At 69.8% G+C, this 16,911-nt stretch carries 3 protein-coding genes; 2 read left to right on the top strand and 1 reads right to left on the bottom strand.

Annotation, left to right across the window (positions count from 1 at the left end; translation table 11 throughout):
* Window positions 1–3 precede the first annotated feature (3 nt).
* Both HUA75_RS23460 and HUA75_RS23455 read left to right on the top strand, forming a co-directional pair.
* The gene (locus tag HUA75_RS23460; protein WP_174487681.1) at window positions 4–1,308 is read left to right on the top strand and encodes an ABC transporter permease; all 1,305 of its coding nucleotides are present in this window, start codon (window positions 4–6) and stop codon (window positions 1,306–1,308) included.
* The gene (locus tag HUA75_RS23455) at window positions 1,308–2,111 is read left to right on the top strand and encodes an outer membrane lipoprotein-sorting protein (protein ID WP_141647753.1); all 804 of its coding nucleotides are present in this window, start codon (window positions 1,308–1,310) and stop codon (window positions 2,109–2,111) included. The genes HUA75_RS23460 and HUA75_RS23455 overlap by 1 nt, the downstream gene beginning before the upstream one ends.
* Here HUA75_RS23455 and HUA75_RS23450 read toward each other — a convergent pair.
* Window positions 2,077–16,911, bottom strand: a 14,835-nt coding sequence (locus HUA75_RS23450; RefSeq protein WP_174487680.1) for a non-ribosomal peptide synthetase, incomplete at its 5' end; no start/stop codon positions are given. The two genes, HUA75_RS23455 and HUA75_RS23450, sit on opposite strands and share 35 nt — an antisense overlap.

The following is a 16,911-nucleotide window of genomic DNA, read 5'->3' as shown; positions in this document are numbered from 1 at the left end:
CCCATGCTCTCCCTCATCCAACTCGCCCTGCGCAACCTCTTCGCCCACCGCGAGCGGGCGCTCCTGCTGCTGGGCATCGCCGCCGCGGCCAGCGGCGTCATCGTTTCCGTGTCGTCGCTGTCGGCCGGTGTGGCGGAGGCCCAGCGCGAGGCCATCACCACGTTCATCAGTGGCGACCTGAATGTCGGTGGCTTCTTCAAGGTGCACCCGGACTCCATCGCCCCGGTGGTGGGCGACGCGGCGAAGGTGCGGGGCGTGCTGGCGAAGAGCGTCCCGGAGGGCTGCTCCGTGCGCGAGCGTGGCCGCAGCTTCGCGCTGGCGGGCGCGGGCCGTCGTCGCACGGGCTCCTTCCTGGTGGGCATGGACGTCGTGGGAGAGCGCGGGGCGCTGGAGCGCTTCCGGGTGGCATCCGGCAGCCTGGAGTCGCTGGCCCGGCCGCGCACCCTGGCCATCTCCACCACGCTGGCCGAGCGCCTCCAGGTCAAGCCAGGCGACATCGCCACCCTCTTCGCGCAGCCGGTGGGCGGCGGTCGCCGCAACGCGCTGGACGTGGAGGTGGTGGCCATCACCGAGAAGGCGGGCCTCTTGGGCGAGTCCGCGGGCCTGCTCGTCTCCAACGACACGCTGCGCGAACTGGACGGCTACAAGCCGGGCTCCGCGGGTGTGTTGCAGTTGGTGTGCGGCGACACGCCGGTGGACGTGGACGCGCTGGGAGACACGCTGCGCGAGTCGCTGCGCGGCGCGGGCTTCGACGTGCTCCCCGCCACGAACGAATCCTACGCGGAGAAGCAGATGCCCCTCTTGCGCGAGGGCTGGCGCGGGCAGCGGCTGGACGTCAGCACCTGGGAGGACGAGTCCTCCTTCCTGTCCTTCGTCACGCTGGGACTGGCGGCGCTGGCGGTGCTGGTGAGCGCGGTGGTGCTGGTGCTGGTGGTGATTGGCCTGTTCGTCGCGCTCAGCGTCGCGGTGCGGGAGCGCACGCGGGAGATTGGGACGCTGCGCGCCATGGGCATGCATCGCCGGAGCGTGGTGGCCCTGTTCCTCATGGAGGGGCTGCTCTTGGGGCTGGTGGGCTCGACGCTGGGGGCCGTGCTGGCCTCCGGCCTGTGCGTGGCGCTGCGCGGCGCGGTGCCGTTGCAGGGTGAGATTTCCAACCTGTTCTTCAGTGGCACGCTGCCCCTGGCGCCTGGTCTGGGCCTGGGCCTGCTGTCGGTGGTGCTCGTCACCCTCGGCGCGGGGCTTGCCACCATCGTTCCCGCGGCGCGTGCCGCTTCGCTGACCCCGCGGTCCGCCATGGAGGCCCTGTGATGCCGACGTCCGTCCGCCGTCTCGCCGTCCTGCTCGCCGTCGTGCTCGCCCCCCTGGCTGGGGCCGAGGAGAAGGCTCCAAAACCGCCGGAGACGAAGGCCGCCCTGTCCGCGGAGGACGTGATTCGTCGCGTGGACGAGCGCATGGCGCTCAAGAGCGATTTCAAGAGCACGGTGCGCCTGCGCGAGAAGCGCAAGGACGGCTCGGAGGCGCTCCTGGAGATGCTGGTGTTCCGCCGCGACTCCTCGCGGGACCTGCTCATCTACATCACCAAGCCGCGCAACATGGCGGGTGGCGGATACCTGCGCATCGGCCGCAACCTGTGGGAGTACGACCCGTCCGTGGGCCACTGGCAGCGCACCACGTCGCGCGGCAACATCGTCAACACCATCTCCTGTGAAGAGGACTTCGACCGCTCGCACCTGCTGGAGACCTACGAGGTGCAGGACGAGGGCGAGGAGGCGGCGGCGGGCACGAAGTTCCGCAAGCTGTTCCTCAAGGTGCGGCCGGGCATGGAGGCGTCCTTCCCGCAGTTGCGCATCTGGGTGGACCCCGACTTCAACATCGTCAAGCGCGTGGGCTACGCGCCCTCGGGCCGCACCCTGCGCACCGACATCATTCGCGGCTACCAGAAAATCAAGGATCCGGCCGCGGACAACCGGCCGGTGTTCCTGATGCGCGAGGTGCTCGAGGTGGAAGAGGCAGAGGGCACCCAGCTCACCGTGCGCTACGACGAGGTGGAGCTGGCGCCGCTCAGCCCCAACATCTTCACGAAGACGTGGTTGGAAGGCCGCTTCCGCTGAGGAGTCCCTCCGCCAGGAGGTCCACTTCTGGCGGGTGAAGCACCGTGGCGTGTTCACCCTCCAGCTCCACGACGTCCAGGTGCTCGGCGGGGAGGTGGCGCGTCCAACCCAGGAACACGTCACCCACCTGCTGACGCACGGCCCGGCTGGTGAGCAGGCGCGGCCGCACCCGAGTCAGCGGGATGCTCCACGCGCGGGCCTGAGGCGTCAGCACCTCGCCCAGCACGCGCCAGATGCGAGCGAAGTCACTGCCCCGGAAGTGCGGAGCCGCCGTGCCTCGTTCGCGGGCGCGCAAGGCCACGTGCTCCCACTGCTCGGGCCGGGGCATCGTGGACAGCTCCTCTTCGAGCGTCTCGTCCCTTACGCCGAACTCGCTGGCCAGCACGAGCACCGGGTCCTCGCCGGAGGACGGCGTCACGGCCTGGATGGCCTCGGACGTGGCGGTGTCCACCATGCCGAGCAGCTCCACCGTCTCGCCCTGGGCCTCCAGCGCGGCGGCGACACCGAGGGCTGGATAGCCGCCGTAGGAGAAGCCCACCAGACGGTAGGGGCCCTGAGGCTGGAGGGCGCGGATGTCTCGGGTATAGGCCTCCACGCGTGCTTCCATCGTCGCGTGGCCGTGGCCTGACGCCAGCGTCTCCGGAGCCTGGATGCCGTAGCAGCGGAAGTGTGGCTCCAGCCGAGGCACCAGGTCCCGATAGTGGTGAACCTCGCCGTCGCCCGCGTGGAAGAGGAACAGGAGCGGCGTGCCCTCCGGCACGTGGGGACTCGCCAGCCGCACCGCGCTGGTGCGCCGGGGGCCTTCACGCATCAGCGCGAGGATGGCCTCGGCGGACTCGCCCAATGTGGGGCTCTGGAAGAGGGTGGCCAGCGGCAGCGGCAGGCCCAGCTCCTCCTCCAGTCGCGCCAAAAGGCGCATGGCCAGGATGGAGTCTCCGCCCAGCGCGAAGAAGTCGTCGCTGGCCTGCACATCGGCGCGCCCCAGCGCCTCCTTCCACAGTCGCTGGAGCACCATCTCCAGCGTGGTGCGGAAGGGCGTCTCCAGCTTCGATTCGGAGGCGGGCTCGGACGACTCGGGAGCCACCAGCACGTCAGGGTCCGGCAGCGCCTTGCGGTCCACCTTGCCGTTGGCGTTGATGGGCAGCGCGTCCATCACCACGAAGGTGGCGGGCACCATGTAGCCGGGGAGCTGGGAGGCGACGTGCTGCCGGAACACGTCGGAGCGCGTGACGCCGGGCGCCTGGACGTAGGCGCACAGCGATGTCGTGCCCGCGGAGGACACGCGCGCGACGACGACGGCCTCCTGTACCTGGGGCTGGCGTCGCAGGCAGTTCTCAATCTCCGACAGCTCGATGCGGAAGCCGCGAATCTTCACCTGGTGGTCGGCGCGGCCGAGGAAGCGCAGGCGTCCATCCGGCAGCAGCCGGGCCAAATCTCCCGTGTGGTACATGCGCGCGCCGGGCGTGGATGAGAACGGGTCCGGCAGGAAGCGCTCGGAGGTGAGGTGCGGCGCGAGCAGGTAGCCGCGCGACAGCGCCGCCCCGCCGATGTACACGCGGCCGGGCAGGCCCGGAGGCACCGGCTCCAGGTGCTCGTCCAGCAGGTAGAAGCACACGCGCGGCATGGGCCGGCCAATGGGGAACGTGGCCGCCGTGCCCAGGCCCTCCTCACCGGGGATGTCGCAGGTGGCGGAGGTAATCGTGCACTCGGTGGGGCCGTAGACGTTGACCCACGGCGCGTGTCCACCGCCCACGCGCACCCAGGCCTCGAAGGTCTCCTGTTTGAGGACGTCACCGCCCGGAGCGAGCAGCTTCAATCGCGCGGGCACGCGCTGGCCGAGCGCCTCCATCTGCCGAATCCACTCCTCGATGTACGTGGGCGGCAGGCTGATGATGGTGATGCCCGTCTCCTCCAGATACGGCGTCATCGTGTGCGCGGGGACGAGCCCGCTGCGCATCACCACCGTGCCACCCACGGCCAGGGGCGGGTACAGGTCCTCGGCGGCGGCGTCGAAGGTGAGCGGCGCGAACTGGAGCATCCGGTCGCCCTCCACCAGCCGGAAGCGTTTGGCGATGGCGACGTTGTGGTTCACCACGGAGCGGTGCTCCACCATGACGCCCTTGGGCTCGCCCGTGGAGCCGGAGGTGAAGACGATGTACGCCGTCTGCGAGTCGAGGACGCGACGCGGCCCGGGCTCCAGGTCATCCGTTACGGACGCGGGCTGGGGCGCCACCTCCACATCCGCGACGAGCGGCACGTGGGCCTCCAGCACGTTTTCATCCACCCACAGCCGGCGCACCTCGGCGCGTTCCAGCACGTCGCGCTTGCGAGGCTCCGGCCAGTCCGCGTCCAGCGGCACGTAGGCTCCGCCCGCCTTGAGGATGCCGAGCAGCACCGCCATGGCCTGCGTGGACGGCTCCATCACCACGCCCACGCGCTCCTCGGGTACCAGTCCCCGCGCGAGCAGACGCGAGGCCAGCAGGTTGGCGCGAGCGTTGAGCTGGGCATAACTCCACGTAACGTCACCGTGCGCGACAGCGGGTGCGTGCGGCGTGCGGCGCACCTGGGCCTCGAACAGGGTGTGGATGCAGGTGCCCGGCGCGATGTCCTGCGAGGGGCCCGCCAGCGCGGCGAGCACGTCGGCGCGCTGGGCCGGTGACAGCATCGACAGCCGGGGCAGCGACACATCCGGCTCGCTCAGGGCGGAGGCGGCGAGCTGCTCGAAGGCGCGCGCGAAGCGCTCCCCTGTCTCCGGCGTGAAGAGGGCACCGTCCAGGGCGACGAAGCCCGCCAGCGCGCCCGAATCACCCAGGGTGACGCTCACCACCACGTCATACGCGGGGATGACGCCGTCGACGTCCAGCTCCGCCACGGACAGTCCCTCCAGCTCGGGCAGGCCGGGACGCTCGGCCTGGAGCAGCGCCTGCGCGAGTCGGGGTGCGGACCGGTCTCCATCCGGCTGCACCGTGTCCGCGATGCGCTTGAAGGGCACTTCCTGGTGCGTGGTGGCGTGGGCCACGACGTCGCGCACGCGGCCGAGCAGTCCTCGCAGCGACGGTGCGCCTGACACGTCCGTGCAGAGCGGAAGCACGTTGGCGAAGTAGCCCAGCAGCCTCTCCACCTGGGGCGTGGCCCGGCCGGAGAAGGGCGTGGCGACGACGACGTGGGCCTGTCCGCTGAGCCGGTGCAGCCACGCCTGCGTCAGCGCGAGCAGGACGCTGAAGGAGGAGACGCCTTCGCTCCGGGCGAGCGCGCGGATGGTGTCCGAGTGCTCCACCGAGAGGGACACCGCCACGGCGCGCATGTTGTCGTTGAGCGCGGGCGCGCGGCGCGGGAAGTCCAGCGGGAGGTCCAACAGCGGCGGCGCATTCGCCAGGGCCTGCTTCCACGACGCGAGTCCTTCTTCGAGTCGCCGCAGTTGCTCGGGCTGCCGCTGCCAGACGGCGTAGTCGGTGTACTGGAGCTCCAGCGGAGCCAGCGCCACGGTGCGCCCGTGGACCGCGGCGTTCCAGGCGGTCGCCAGCTCCTCCGCGAAGGTGCCCAGGCCCACGCCGTCATTCACGGTGTGGCTGAAGGCGAACACCACGGCGTGGCGGGTGCCCGTCGCGTCCAGCTTCAGCAGCTCGAAGCGATACAGCGGGCCGTGCTCCAGGTCGAAGTGCTCGCGGTCCAGTCGCACCACGGCCTCGCGTGCGGACTCCAGGGCGTGCGTGGCGGACAGGTGCGAGAGGTCCACGCGTGTGAGGACCGTGGCGCGCGAAGGCAGAACGCGAATGCGCAGCGCATCGCCGTGTTGGAAGAAGGTGGAGCGCAGCGTCTCGTTGCGCTCCACCACGGCCGCGAGAGCCTCCTCGAACCGGTCCGCATCCAGCGCGCCCTCCAGCAGCAGGCCGAGCGTGAGGACATACGGAGGCGCCTGCGGAAGCTGGAGCGCGTACCAGAGCCGCTCCTGGACGAGGGACGGGGGCAGGATTTCCGGCCGGGTGACGACGGTGGGGCCCTGCTGCGTCGCGCGAGGCGCCGCGTCGATGAGCGCCGCCACATAGGCGATGGTGGGGTTCGCGAAGAACACCCCCAGGGGCAGCTCGACTCCGAAGGCCTGACGCAGCCGCGCCACGAGTCGGGTCGCCGAGAGCGAGTGTCCGCCGTGCTCGAAGAAGTTCCCCTCGCGGGAGAGCTGCTCCAGTCCCAGCGCGTCCTGGAACATGCTCGCCACCTGTTGCTCCGTGGCGCCGCGGGGCGCGTCGTCGCCCAGGGCGGACAGCTCCTGTCGAGGCAGCTCCCGCTGTGACAGCGCCTTGCGGTCCACCTTGCGCGACGTCGTGAGGGGCAGTGCGTCGAGGGGGATGAAGGCCGAGGGAACCATGTGCTCGGGCAGGCGCTGACGCAGCCAAGCGCGAAGCTCGTCGAGCGCGATGGTGCCGGAGCTGGCGGACACGAGGAACGCCACCAGTCGCTTGCCGCCCCCCAGGTCGTCGCGAGGCACCACGGCGACCTCACGCACGTCCGAGTGACGCGCGAGCACGGCCTCGATTTCGCCGGGCTCCACGCGCATGCCACGTATCTTGAGCTGGGTGTCCAGTCGGCCCAGGTATTCGACCTGGCCGTCCCCGAGCCAGCGCACGCGGTCTCCCGTGCGGTAGAGCCGCTCGCCGGGAGTGGTGGTGAAGGGATTCGGGATGAAGCGCTCGGCGGTCAGGTCCGGGCGCTCGAGATAGCCACGCGCCAGTCCGATGCCTCCGACGTACAGCTCACCCGGCACGCCAATCGGACTCAGCTCCAGTCGCGCGTCGAGCACGAGGAGGATGTTGTTGTCCAGGGGCTTGCCCACGGTGACGCGCGCGATTTCCGCCGCCGCGCCGGACGGACATCCGAAGCCGGGGAAGGTCGTGATGGTGGCGGCCACGGTGACTTCGGTGGGGCCGTAGGAGTTGAGCAGCGCGCGGCCCGGGGCCCAGCGTCGGGCCAGGTCGACGGACAGGGGTTCGCCGCAGGACACGATGGACTGGAGGTTCTCCAACCCCTCGGTTTCGAGCTGGGCGAGGACCGTCGGTGTGAGCGCGCAGTCGGTGATGCGCTGCTCTCGCATCAGCGTGCGCAGCGGCAGGTCGGGCATCAGTCGCTCTCGGGGGGCCATCACCAACGTGGCGCCGGCGAGCAGCGTGGGGAAGATCTCCCAGACCGACCCATCGAAGGTGACGGAGGCGAACTGGAGGACCCTCCGGCCGGGCCGGAGCCCTTGCGCGGCGAGCGACGCGAGGGCGGTGTTGCACAGGCCCCGGTGCGTCAGCAGCGCGCCCTTGGGGCGACCTGTCGAGCCCGACGTGAAGATGACGTATGCGAGCTGGTCCACCGACACGGGCGGTGGCAGGTCCTCCACCGGCTTGCGGGAGACCTCCGCCGCGTCGGTGTCGACGTACGCGGCCATGATGGGGACGGTGGAGAAGACGTGCCCCAGGGACTCGCGCGTCACCAGGACCCGCGCGCCCGAGTCGACGAGGAGCTGGGTGAGCCGCTCCGGCGGATGCACGGGGTCCAGCGGCACGTAGGCTCCGCCGGCCTTCAGCACGGCGAGCATGGACACGATGAGCTCGGGGCCGCGCTCCAGGCAGAGGGCGACGCGCTCCTCGGGCCCCGCGCCGAGCTCCCTCAGGAAGTGGGCGAGCTGGGTGGAGCGTACATGCAGCTCCCGGTACGAGAGCGTCTGGTCCTCGTAGCAGAGGGCCTCCGCGTCCGGCGTGGCAGAGACCTGCGCGGCGAACCGCGAGAGGACGGTGTCGTGTGCGTCCCGGGCGCGTGCGAAGTCGTTGAAGTCGACGAGCACCTTTCGGCGCTCCTCCTCCGTGAAGAGCGACAGTTGGCTCACGGGCGTCGTGGGCGCGAGCAGCGCGGCCTCGAGCAGGCTCACGTAGTTCGACACCATCCGCTCCGCGCTCTCGGCCTCGAACAGCGCGGTGGGGTACTCGAGGTAGAAGCCGAAGCGGTCGCGGAACTCCTCGGCGGTGAGCATCACGTCATAGAGGCTGGCCGCCGAGCCGAGTCGAATCTGGTTCGCCTTCAGGCCCGGGAAGCCATCCGAGAGAACACGGGGACTGGGGTTCAGCTCGAACATCGCCTGCACGAGCGGCGCGTGAGAGAGGCTGCGCTCCACCTGGAGGGCATCCACGACTCGCTCGAAGGGAACCTCCTGATGGGCGAACGCCTCCAACGCCGTGGTCCGCGCGTGGTTCAGCAGCGTGAGGAAGGACGCCTCGGGGGCGATCTCCGTGCGCAGCGCCACGGTGTTGATGAACAGGCCGACCAGGGGCTCCACCGACGGATGGACCCGACCGGACACGGGCGTGCCCACGCACAAATCCAGCTGGCCGGTGTACCGGTGGAGTAGGGCGGCGAAGGCCGCGTACAGCGCGATGAAGGGGGTGACCTGCTGCTCGCGGCACAGCGTCCGCAGCGCCTCGGCGAGGTGCTCCGGCAGGGGATGGTGCCGCGTGAAGCCGCCTTCGTGACTGCGCCCGGGGTGCCGAGGCACATCCGTGGGCAGCTCCAGGACAGTGGAGGCTCCCTCCAGCTTGCGCCGCCAGTACTCCAGGTGGACGTCCTGACGTGCGACCAGGGCGGGCGAACGCTGCCAGGCCGCGACGTCCGCGAAGTCGAGCGCGAGGGGAGGGGGTGTCGGCGTGCGGTTCTCGACGAAGGCCGCGTAGGCGTCCGCCAGCTCGCGCAACAGGATGTCCATGGACAGGCCGTCCACCACGATGTGGTGGAACACCAGCAGCAGGACGTGATGCTCCGGCGCGAGGTGGAACAGGTGGAAGCGGCACATCGGCCCTGTGTCCAGCGGGAAGGGTCGCTCCGACTCCTCCTTCAATCGGGACAGGAGGACCTGGCGCGTGGCCTCGTCACCGCCCGCCACCGTCGACAGGTCCTCACGGTCGAGCACTCGCGGCGGTACGGGCTGGAAGCTCACCCGCGGCCCACCCTCCGCGGGGGTGAAGGTGGAGCGCAGCGCGGCGTGGCGCTCGAGCAGGAAGACCAGCGCGGACTCCAGGGCCTCGGCGTCCAGCGGCCCACGCAGCTCGGTGGCCTCCGGAATGGCGAGGGACGCCGAGTCGGGCATGAGCTGATGGAGGAACCACATGCGCTCCTGCGAGAACGACGACACGGTGGGCGCATCACCGGTCCGAGGCAGGGGCTCGGGAAGCGCATGGGTCTGTCCCGGAGACAGCTCCGAGAGCGCCCGTGCGACGCCCGCCACCGTGGGTGCCAGGAAGAGGGCCTTGAGCGGCAGCTCCTGGCCCAGGGCCTTCCGGATTCGCGACACCAGCCGCGTGGCACTCAGCGAATGGCCTCCCAGCGCGAAGAAGTCCGCGTCGCGAGAGACGCTCTCCAGGCCAAGCACCTGGCAGAAGAAGCTCGCGAGCAGCTGCTCCAGCGGACCCTTCGGTGGCGCTTCGTTGGCTCCCTTCGTGGACTCGGTCTCCGGGATCGGGAGCCCGGTGAGCGCCCTCCGGTCCACCTTCCCTGACGGCGTCAGCGGCAGCGCGTCCAGCACGACGAAGACCGAGGGAACCATGGCCTCGGGGAGCAGGGTCTTGAGCGCGGCGCGCGACGCCGCGGCTTGCTCCGCTTGCCCCTCACGCGCGACGACGTAGGCGATGAGGCGCGCATCGTTTTGCGCCGTTGCCCGCGCCAGGACGATGGCGTCACGCACGGAAGGCAGCCGCCGCAGCGTGGCTTCAATCTCCTCCAGCTCGATGCGCTGCCCGCGCACCTTCACCTGGAAGTCGGTGCGGCCGAGGTACTCCAGCGTGCCGTCGCCGCGCCAGCGGGCCAGGTCTCCCGTGCGATAGAGGCTGGCGCCGGGCAGGTCGCTGAACGGGTCCGGGATGAAGCGCTCGGCGCTGAGCTCCGGACGACGCCAGTACCCGCGCCCCACCTGGAGGCCGCCGATGAAGAGCTCACCCTGCACACCCACGGGGACGGGCCGTCCCGAGGAGTCGAGGACGAGGAGGTGGGTATTCGCCACCGGGCGACCGATGGGCACGCTCGTCCGCGTGTCGGCTCGGCGGCAGCTCCAGTGCGTCACGTCCACCGCGGCCTCGGTGGGGCCGTAGAGGTTGTGGACCTCCGTCGCGGGCAGCCGCGCGTGTGTGCGTTGGACCAGGTCCGCGGAGAGGGCCTCGCCGCTGCACACCAGCACGCGCAGGTCCTTGAGGGACTCCTGCCAGGGTTCTTCGAGGAAGGCCCCGAGCATGGAGGGGACGAAGTGCGCGATGGTGATGCGCTCGGAGGCCAGCAGCCGCGCGAGATAGGCGGGCTCGCGGTGTCCACCCGGCCGCGCCAACACCAGCCGCGCGCCCACGGTGAGCGGCCAGAACAGCTCCCAGACCGAGACGTCGAAGCTGGTCGGCGTCTTCTGGAGGACGCTGTCACCCGGGGCGAGCGCGTGGACCTGGTGCATCCACGTCAGGCGATTGACGACCGCGCGGTGCGCGTTCATCGCGCCCTTGGGACGGCCCGTGCTTCCCGAGGTGAAGATGACGTACGCGAGCGAGTCCGGGTGCGGCCGGCTCGCGACCCGCGTGCTCGGGAGGCTCGCGAGCCGCGGGGCTTCCGCATCGAGGAGGACCGTGTGTCCTTCGTGAAGCGGAAGGTGGCTGACGAGGTCCTGGCGGGTGATGACGACCGGAGCCGCGCCGTCCTCGAGCATGCCGGCCAGTCGCTCGCGAGGAAGCTCCGGGTCCAGTGGCAGGTACGCGGCGCCCGACTTGAGGATGCCCACCAGGGCGATGACGAGCTCGAGTGAGCGCTCCAGGAACACGCCGACGAGGACCTCTGGGCCCGCGCCGAGGGACTGGAGGTGCCGCGCGAGCTGATTGGCCCGCGCCTCCAGCTCGCCGTACGTGACGTGGTGTCCCTCGAAGCTCAGCGCGCACAGGTCGGGAGTACGCTCCGCCTGGGCTTCGATGAGCGAGACGAGCGTCGCGTTCGCGTCGTACTCCCTCCGCGTGTCGTTGAAGTCGCGGAGCACCTGTCGGCGTGCCTCGACATCGAGGAGCGAGAGGTGGGCGACCCGCCGGCTCGGAAGCCCGAGTGCGTCCTCGAGCAGGTGGACATAGTGGGACAGCAGGCGCTCGACGGTGGGCGCCTCGAAGAGGTCGGTGCTGTACTGGAAGGACAGCTCGTGGCCCTGGGGGCTCTCCGTGACGGTGAGGGCCAGCTCGGACTGGGTGTTCAGTCCGTCGACGACGAGGGGGCGGACCTGGAGCCCGGGGAAGGTGTCGGCGAGCGTGTTCTCCGAGCGCTCCCAGAAGAAGCCCACCTGGAACAGCGGGGAGTGCGCGAGGCTGCGCTCGACCTGGAGGGCCTCGACGACTCGCTCGAAGGGCGCGTCCTGGTGCGTGAAGGCTTCCAGGGCCGTGGTCCGCGTACTCGCCAGCAACTCCGCGAAGGTCGTCCCCGGAGAGAACCGCGTGCGCAGGACGACGGTGTTGGTGAAGAGGCCGACGAGGTCTTCGAGCGCGGGATGGGGGCGACCGGAGACCGGCGTGCCCACGGACACGTCATCCTGTCCCGAGTGCCGATGAAGCAACGCGCTGAGCGCCGCGCCGAGGACCATGAAGGGCGTGACCTGGTGCTCGCGACTCACCTTCGTGAGCGCCTGCTCCAGCGCGGGGGACAGTCGGTGGAAGCGACTGAGTGCGCCTGTGTCTCCGAGGACAGGGGGCCGGGGCTTGTCGGTGGGCAGGGACAGGAACGCTGGGGCACCGGCGAGCTGGCGCTTCCAGTACTCGAGGTGCACGCCTTCGCGCTCCCGGACAGGTGCGGAGTGCAGCCAGGCCGCGACGTCGGCGTAGTCGAGCTGGCGCTGGGGCAGCGCGGGCACCTGCTGCTGACCAAGGGCCGCGTAGGCCTGGGACAACTCGTTCAGGAGGATGTCGATGCTCAGTCCGTCCACGACGAGGTGGTGCAGCACGAGCAGGAGGACATGCTGCTCCGGCGCGAGGCGGAACAGGCGGAAGCGATAGAGCGGGCCCCGCTCCAGTGACATGGCGCGAGTCGCTTCTTCGCGCAGCCGCTGATGGAGCACGGGGCTGTCACCGTCCGACGCTGGAAGGTCTTCGACCTGGAGCACCTCCACGGGAATGGAGCCCCGTCGAGGAACCGGTCGTCCGTCCTCCGCGACGAGCGTGGTCCGCAGCACCGGGTGGCGTTCCAGGAGCAACCGCAGCGCGCCATCGAGCGCGGGCACATCGAGTGGACCGCGCAGCTCTACGGCCTCGGGGATGTTGTAGGCGCGCAGCTCCGGCTGGAGTTGGTGAAGGAACCAGAGGCGCTCCTGAGCGAAGGAAGCGCGAGGAGGGAGAGAGGAGGGAGTGGGGTTGGGGAGAGGGAGGGAAGGAGCGTGGTGCTGAGCGAGTGCGGCGGCCAGCCCCGCGACGGAGGGAGAGGCGAAGAGGGAAGCGAGAGGAAGCTCGACGCCGAAGGCGAGGCGGATGCGGGAGACGAGACGGGTGGCGGAGAGGGAGTGGCCACCGAGGGAGAAGAAGTCAGCGTCGCGAGGGACGACGGAGAGGGAGAGGACGTCGGCGAAGAGCTGGGAGAGGAGGGCCTCTGCCTGGCCACGAGGAGCGGAGTCGGAAGAGGACTCGGCGGCGACAGCGGAGGAGATGTCGAAGGAGGAGAGGGCCGTCCTGTCGACCTTGCCGCTGGTGGTGAAGGGGAGAGAGGGGAGGGAGAGGAAGCGAGAGGGGACGAGGGCTTCGGGAAGAGAGGAAGCCAGCGCGTCGCGAAGAGAAGAGAGAGAGGGAGAGGAGTCGTCGAGGACGAGGAAGGCGACGAGGAAGGTGTCGCGAGAGGGGCGGAAGGGGAGGACCGCGGCCTGACGGACACCGTGGAGGCGAAGGAGAGCGGCTTCGATTTCCTCGACTTCGACGCGGACGCCGCGGAGCTTGAGCTGGAAGTCGGAGCGGCCGAGGAAGGAGAGGGAGCCGTCGTCATTCCAGCGGGCCCTGTCGCCAGTGTCGTAGAGGCGGGAGCCAGGGGAGGAAGAGAAGGCGTCTGGGATGAAGCGCTCAGCGGTGAGGTGAGGAAGGGAGTGGTAGCCGCGAGCGAGGCAGATGCCGCCGATGAAGAGCTTGCCTGGGACGCCTGGGGGGAGAGGCTGGAGGGAGTCGTCGAGGACGTAGAGGCGGCAGCGAGGAAGAGGGCGGCCGAGACGAACGGGACGGTGGGGGAGGGAGATTTCGGCGGCGACGTTGATGCTGGCTTCAGTGGGCCCGTAGGTGTTGACGAGACGGGTGGAAGTCAGCGCGAGGGATTGGACGAGAGAGTCTGGGAGGACTTCTCCGCCGGTGACGAGGACGGAGAGGGAGCGGAAGGCGTCGAAGGCACCGGGCTCCTCGAGGGCTGAGGCGAGGGAGGAGGGGGTGATGACGACGTGGGAGACGCGGTGGTGGAGGATGTCGCGCGCGAGGCCGAGGGGGCCGACGTCGCGGAGGATGACGCGAGCGCCGCGCGAGAGGCTGAAGAGGATTTCCTCCTGGTGGATGTCGAAGGAGAGGCTGCCGGAGGCGGCCCAGGTGTGGCCGGGGGAAGTGGAGTAGAGGGAGTCGAAGGCGTCGAAGCAGTGGACGACGTTCTGCTGAGTGGAGAGGACGCCCTTGGGCACGCCGGTGGAGCCCGAGGTGTAGAGGATGTACGCCAGGTTGTCCGGGTGCGCGCGCAGTGGCTCGGCCAGCGCGGCATGCGGCTGCTGCGCGGCGCCCGGCTCGATGACCACAATCCCAAGCTGCGTTCCCTCGAACAGCGAAGGCGAGGAGATGACGAGGCAGGCTCGGGACTGTTGAAGCAGCAGTGCCCGGCGTGCTGGCGGATGAGACGGCTCCAGCGGAAGACACGTCGCGCCCGAGAGATGGACGGCGAGCAGCGAGACGACGGCCTCGGAGGAACGCTCGACGCAGACGCCGACGACGGCTTCGGGACGGACCCCCAGCGCGGCGAGGTGGGACGCGAGACGCGAGGCGCGCGCGTGAAGCTGCGCGAAGGTGAGCGTGGCATCCGGGGCGACGAGCGCGACAGCGTCGGGAGTGCGAGCGAACGCGGCTTCAAGAAGAGAAGCGACAGTGCCGTCTGCGTCGAAGGCCCGCTCGGTGTCGTTGAAGTCGAGGAGGACGCGTCGTCGCTCGTCGGCGTCGAGAAGCGAGAGCTCGGAGAGGGGAAGCTGGGGAGCGGCGAGGGCCTGCTCCAACAGGAGCACGAAGTGGGAGAGCATCCGCTCGACGGAGGCGTGCTCGAAGAGGTCGGTGCGGAACTGGAAGTAGAGCTGGAGGGAGGAGTCCGGCAGCTCGGTGGCGGTGAGCGCGAGGTCGAGCTGGCTGGTGCCGTTGTCGACGAAGACGTGCTGCGAAGACAGGCCGGAGAAGGAGAGGGCCGAGTCGACGCGGCGCAGGTCGAACATCACCTGGAACAGCGGCGCGTGACTCAGACTGCGTTCGACGTGGAGCGCATCGACGACCCGCTCGAAGGGCACATCCTGGTGGCTGAAGGCGTCGAGCGACGTGCTCCGGACCTGGGCCAGCAACGCGGCGAAGGTCATCCCCGCGGGGACCTGGGTTCGAAGGACCAGCGTGTTGAGAAAGAGGCCGACGATGTCCTCGGTGGCGGCGAGGGTCCGGCCGGAGACAGGCGTGCCGATGCACAGCTCCCGCTCACCGGAGTAGCGGTGGAGCAGGGTGGCGAAGACGGCATAGAGCGCCATGAACGGCGTCACCTGATGCTGTCGGCACAGGGCCTCCAGGCGCTGACGGACGTCACGGGGCAGGGCGTGGTGACGTGAGAAGCCACCCTGGTCCGTGATGACAGGCGGCCGAGGCTTGTCGGTGGGAAGCGCGAGCAACGCCGGGGCATCAGCGAGCTGCTGCTTCCAGTAGTCGAGGTGGACCTCCTCACGCGCACGAACCTCGGGCGCGCGCTGCCACGCGGAGACATCCGCGTACGACAGGAGCGGAGTGGGCAGCACCGGAGACCGTCGCTGACTCAGCTCCGAGTATCCCTGTGCCAGCTCCACCAGGAGCCGATCCATGGACAGGCCGTCCACGACGATGTGATGGATGACCATCAACAGCACATGCTGGTCAGCGGCCAGCCTGAACAGGCGGAAGCGATAGAGCGGCCCGTGCTCCAGTGAGAACGGGCGAGCACTCTCTTCCTCCAGGCGCCGCGTGAGCAGTGCGCGCAACGACTCTTCACCCCGAGCACTCGCCCGCAGGTCTTCCACGTCGAGCACGCGCTCGGACACGGGCTGGAACGCCATCCGAGGCTGTCCCTCCGACGAGCCGAAGACGGCGCGAAGGGACGTGTGGCGCTCCGGCAACAGCCGCAGCGCTGTCTCAAGAGCCTCGGTGTCCAGCGCGCCCGTCAGCTCGAGCGCTTCGGGAATCACATACGCGGCGGAGTCCGGCTGGAGCTGGTGAAGGAACCAGAGGCGCTCCTGAGCGAAGGAGGCGCGAGGAGGGAGAGAGGAGGGAGTGGGGTTGGGGAGAGGGAGGGAAGGAGCGTGGTGCTGAGCGAGTGCGGCGGCCAGCCCCGCGACGGAGGGAGAGGCGAAGAGGGAAGCGAGAGGAAGCTCGACGCCGAAGGCGAGGCGGATGCGGGAGACGAGACGGGTGGCGGAGAGGGAGTGGCCACCGAGGGAGAAGAAGTCAGCGTCGCGAGGGACGACGGAGAGGGAGAGGACGTCGGCGAAGAGCTGGGAGAGGAGGGCCTCTGCCTGGCCACGAGGAGCGGAGTCGGAAGAGGACTCGGCGGCGACAGCGGAGGAGATGTCGAAGGAGGAGAGGGCCGTCCTGTCGACCTTGCCGCTGGTGGTGAAGGGGAGAGAGGGGAGGGAGAGGAAGCGAGAGGGGACGAGGGCTTCGGGAAGAGAGGAAGCCAGCGCGTCGCGAAGAGAAGAGAGAGAGGGAGAGGAGTCGTCGAGGACGAGGAAGGCGACGAGGAAGGTGTCGCGAGAGGGGCGGAAGGGGAGGACCGCGGCCTGACGGACACCGTGGAGGCGAAGGAGAGCGGCTTCGATTTCCTCGACTTCGACGCGGACGCCGCGGAGCTTGAGCTGGAAGTCGGAGCGGCCGAGGAAGGAGAGGGAGCCGTCGTCATTCCAGCGGGCCCTGTCGCCAGTGTCGTAGAGGCGGGAGCCAGGGGAGGAAGAGAAGGCGTCTGGGATGAAGCGCTCAGCGGTGAGGTGAGGAAGGGAGTGGTAGCCGCGAGCGAGGCAGATGCCGCCGATGAAGAGCTTGCCTGGGACGCCTGGGGGGAGAGGCTGGAGGGAGTCGTCGAGGACGTAGAGGCGGCAGCGAGGAAGAGGGCGGCCGAGACGAACGGGACGGTGGGGGAGGGAGATTTCGGCGGCGACGTTGATGCTGGCTTCAGTGGGCCCGTAGGTGTTGACGAGACGGGTGGAAGTCAGCGCGAGGGATTGGACGAGAGAGTCTGGGAGGACTTCTCCGCCGGTGACGAGGACGGAGAGGGAGCGGAAGGCGTCGAAGGCACCGGGCTCCTCGAGGGCTGAGGCGAGGGAGGAGGGGGTGATGACGACGTGGGAGACGCGGTGGTGGAGGATGTCGCGCGCGAGGCCGAGGGGGCCGACGTCGCGGAGGATGACGCGAGCGCCGCGCGAGAGGCTGAAGAGGATTTCCTCCTGGTGGATGTCGAAGGAGAGGCTGCCGGAGGCGGCCCAGGTGTGGCCGGGGGAAGTGGAGTAGAGGGAGTCGAAGGCGTCGAAGCAGTGGACGACGTTCTGCTG

It is taken from the genome of Myxococcus sp. CA040A, assembly GCF_013336725.1.
Classification (GTDB): domain Bacteria; phylum Myxococcota; class Myxococcia; order Myxococcales; family Myxococcaceae; genus Myxococcus; species Myxococcus llanfairpwllgwyngyllgogerychwyrndrobwllllantysiliogogogochensis.
This window is presented reverse-complemented; position numbering and strand designations above follow the sequence as displayed.

Excerpts from the sequence above, each read along its gene's own strand:
- HUA75_RS23455 (WP_141647753.1), top strand. The coding sequence starts at position 1,308 with ATGCCGACGTCCGTCCGCCGTCTCGCCGTCCTGCTCGCCGTCGTGCTC.
- HUA75_RS23460 (WP_174487681.1), top strand. The coding sequence starts at position 4 with ATGCTCTCCCTCATCCAACTCGCCCTGCGCAACCTCTTCGCCCACCGC.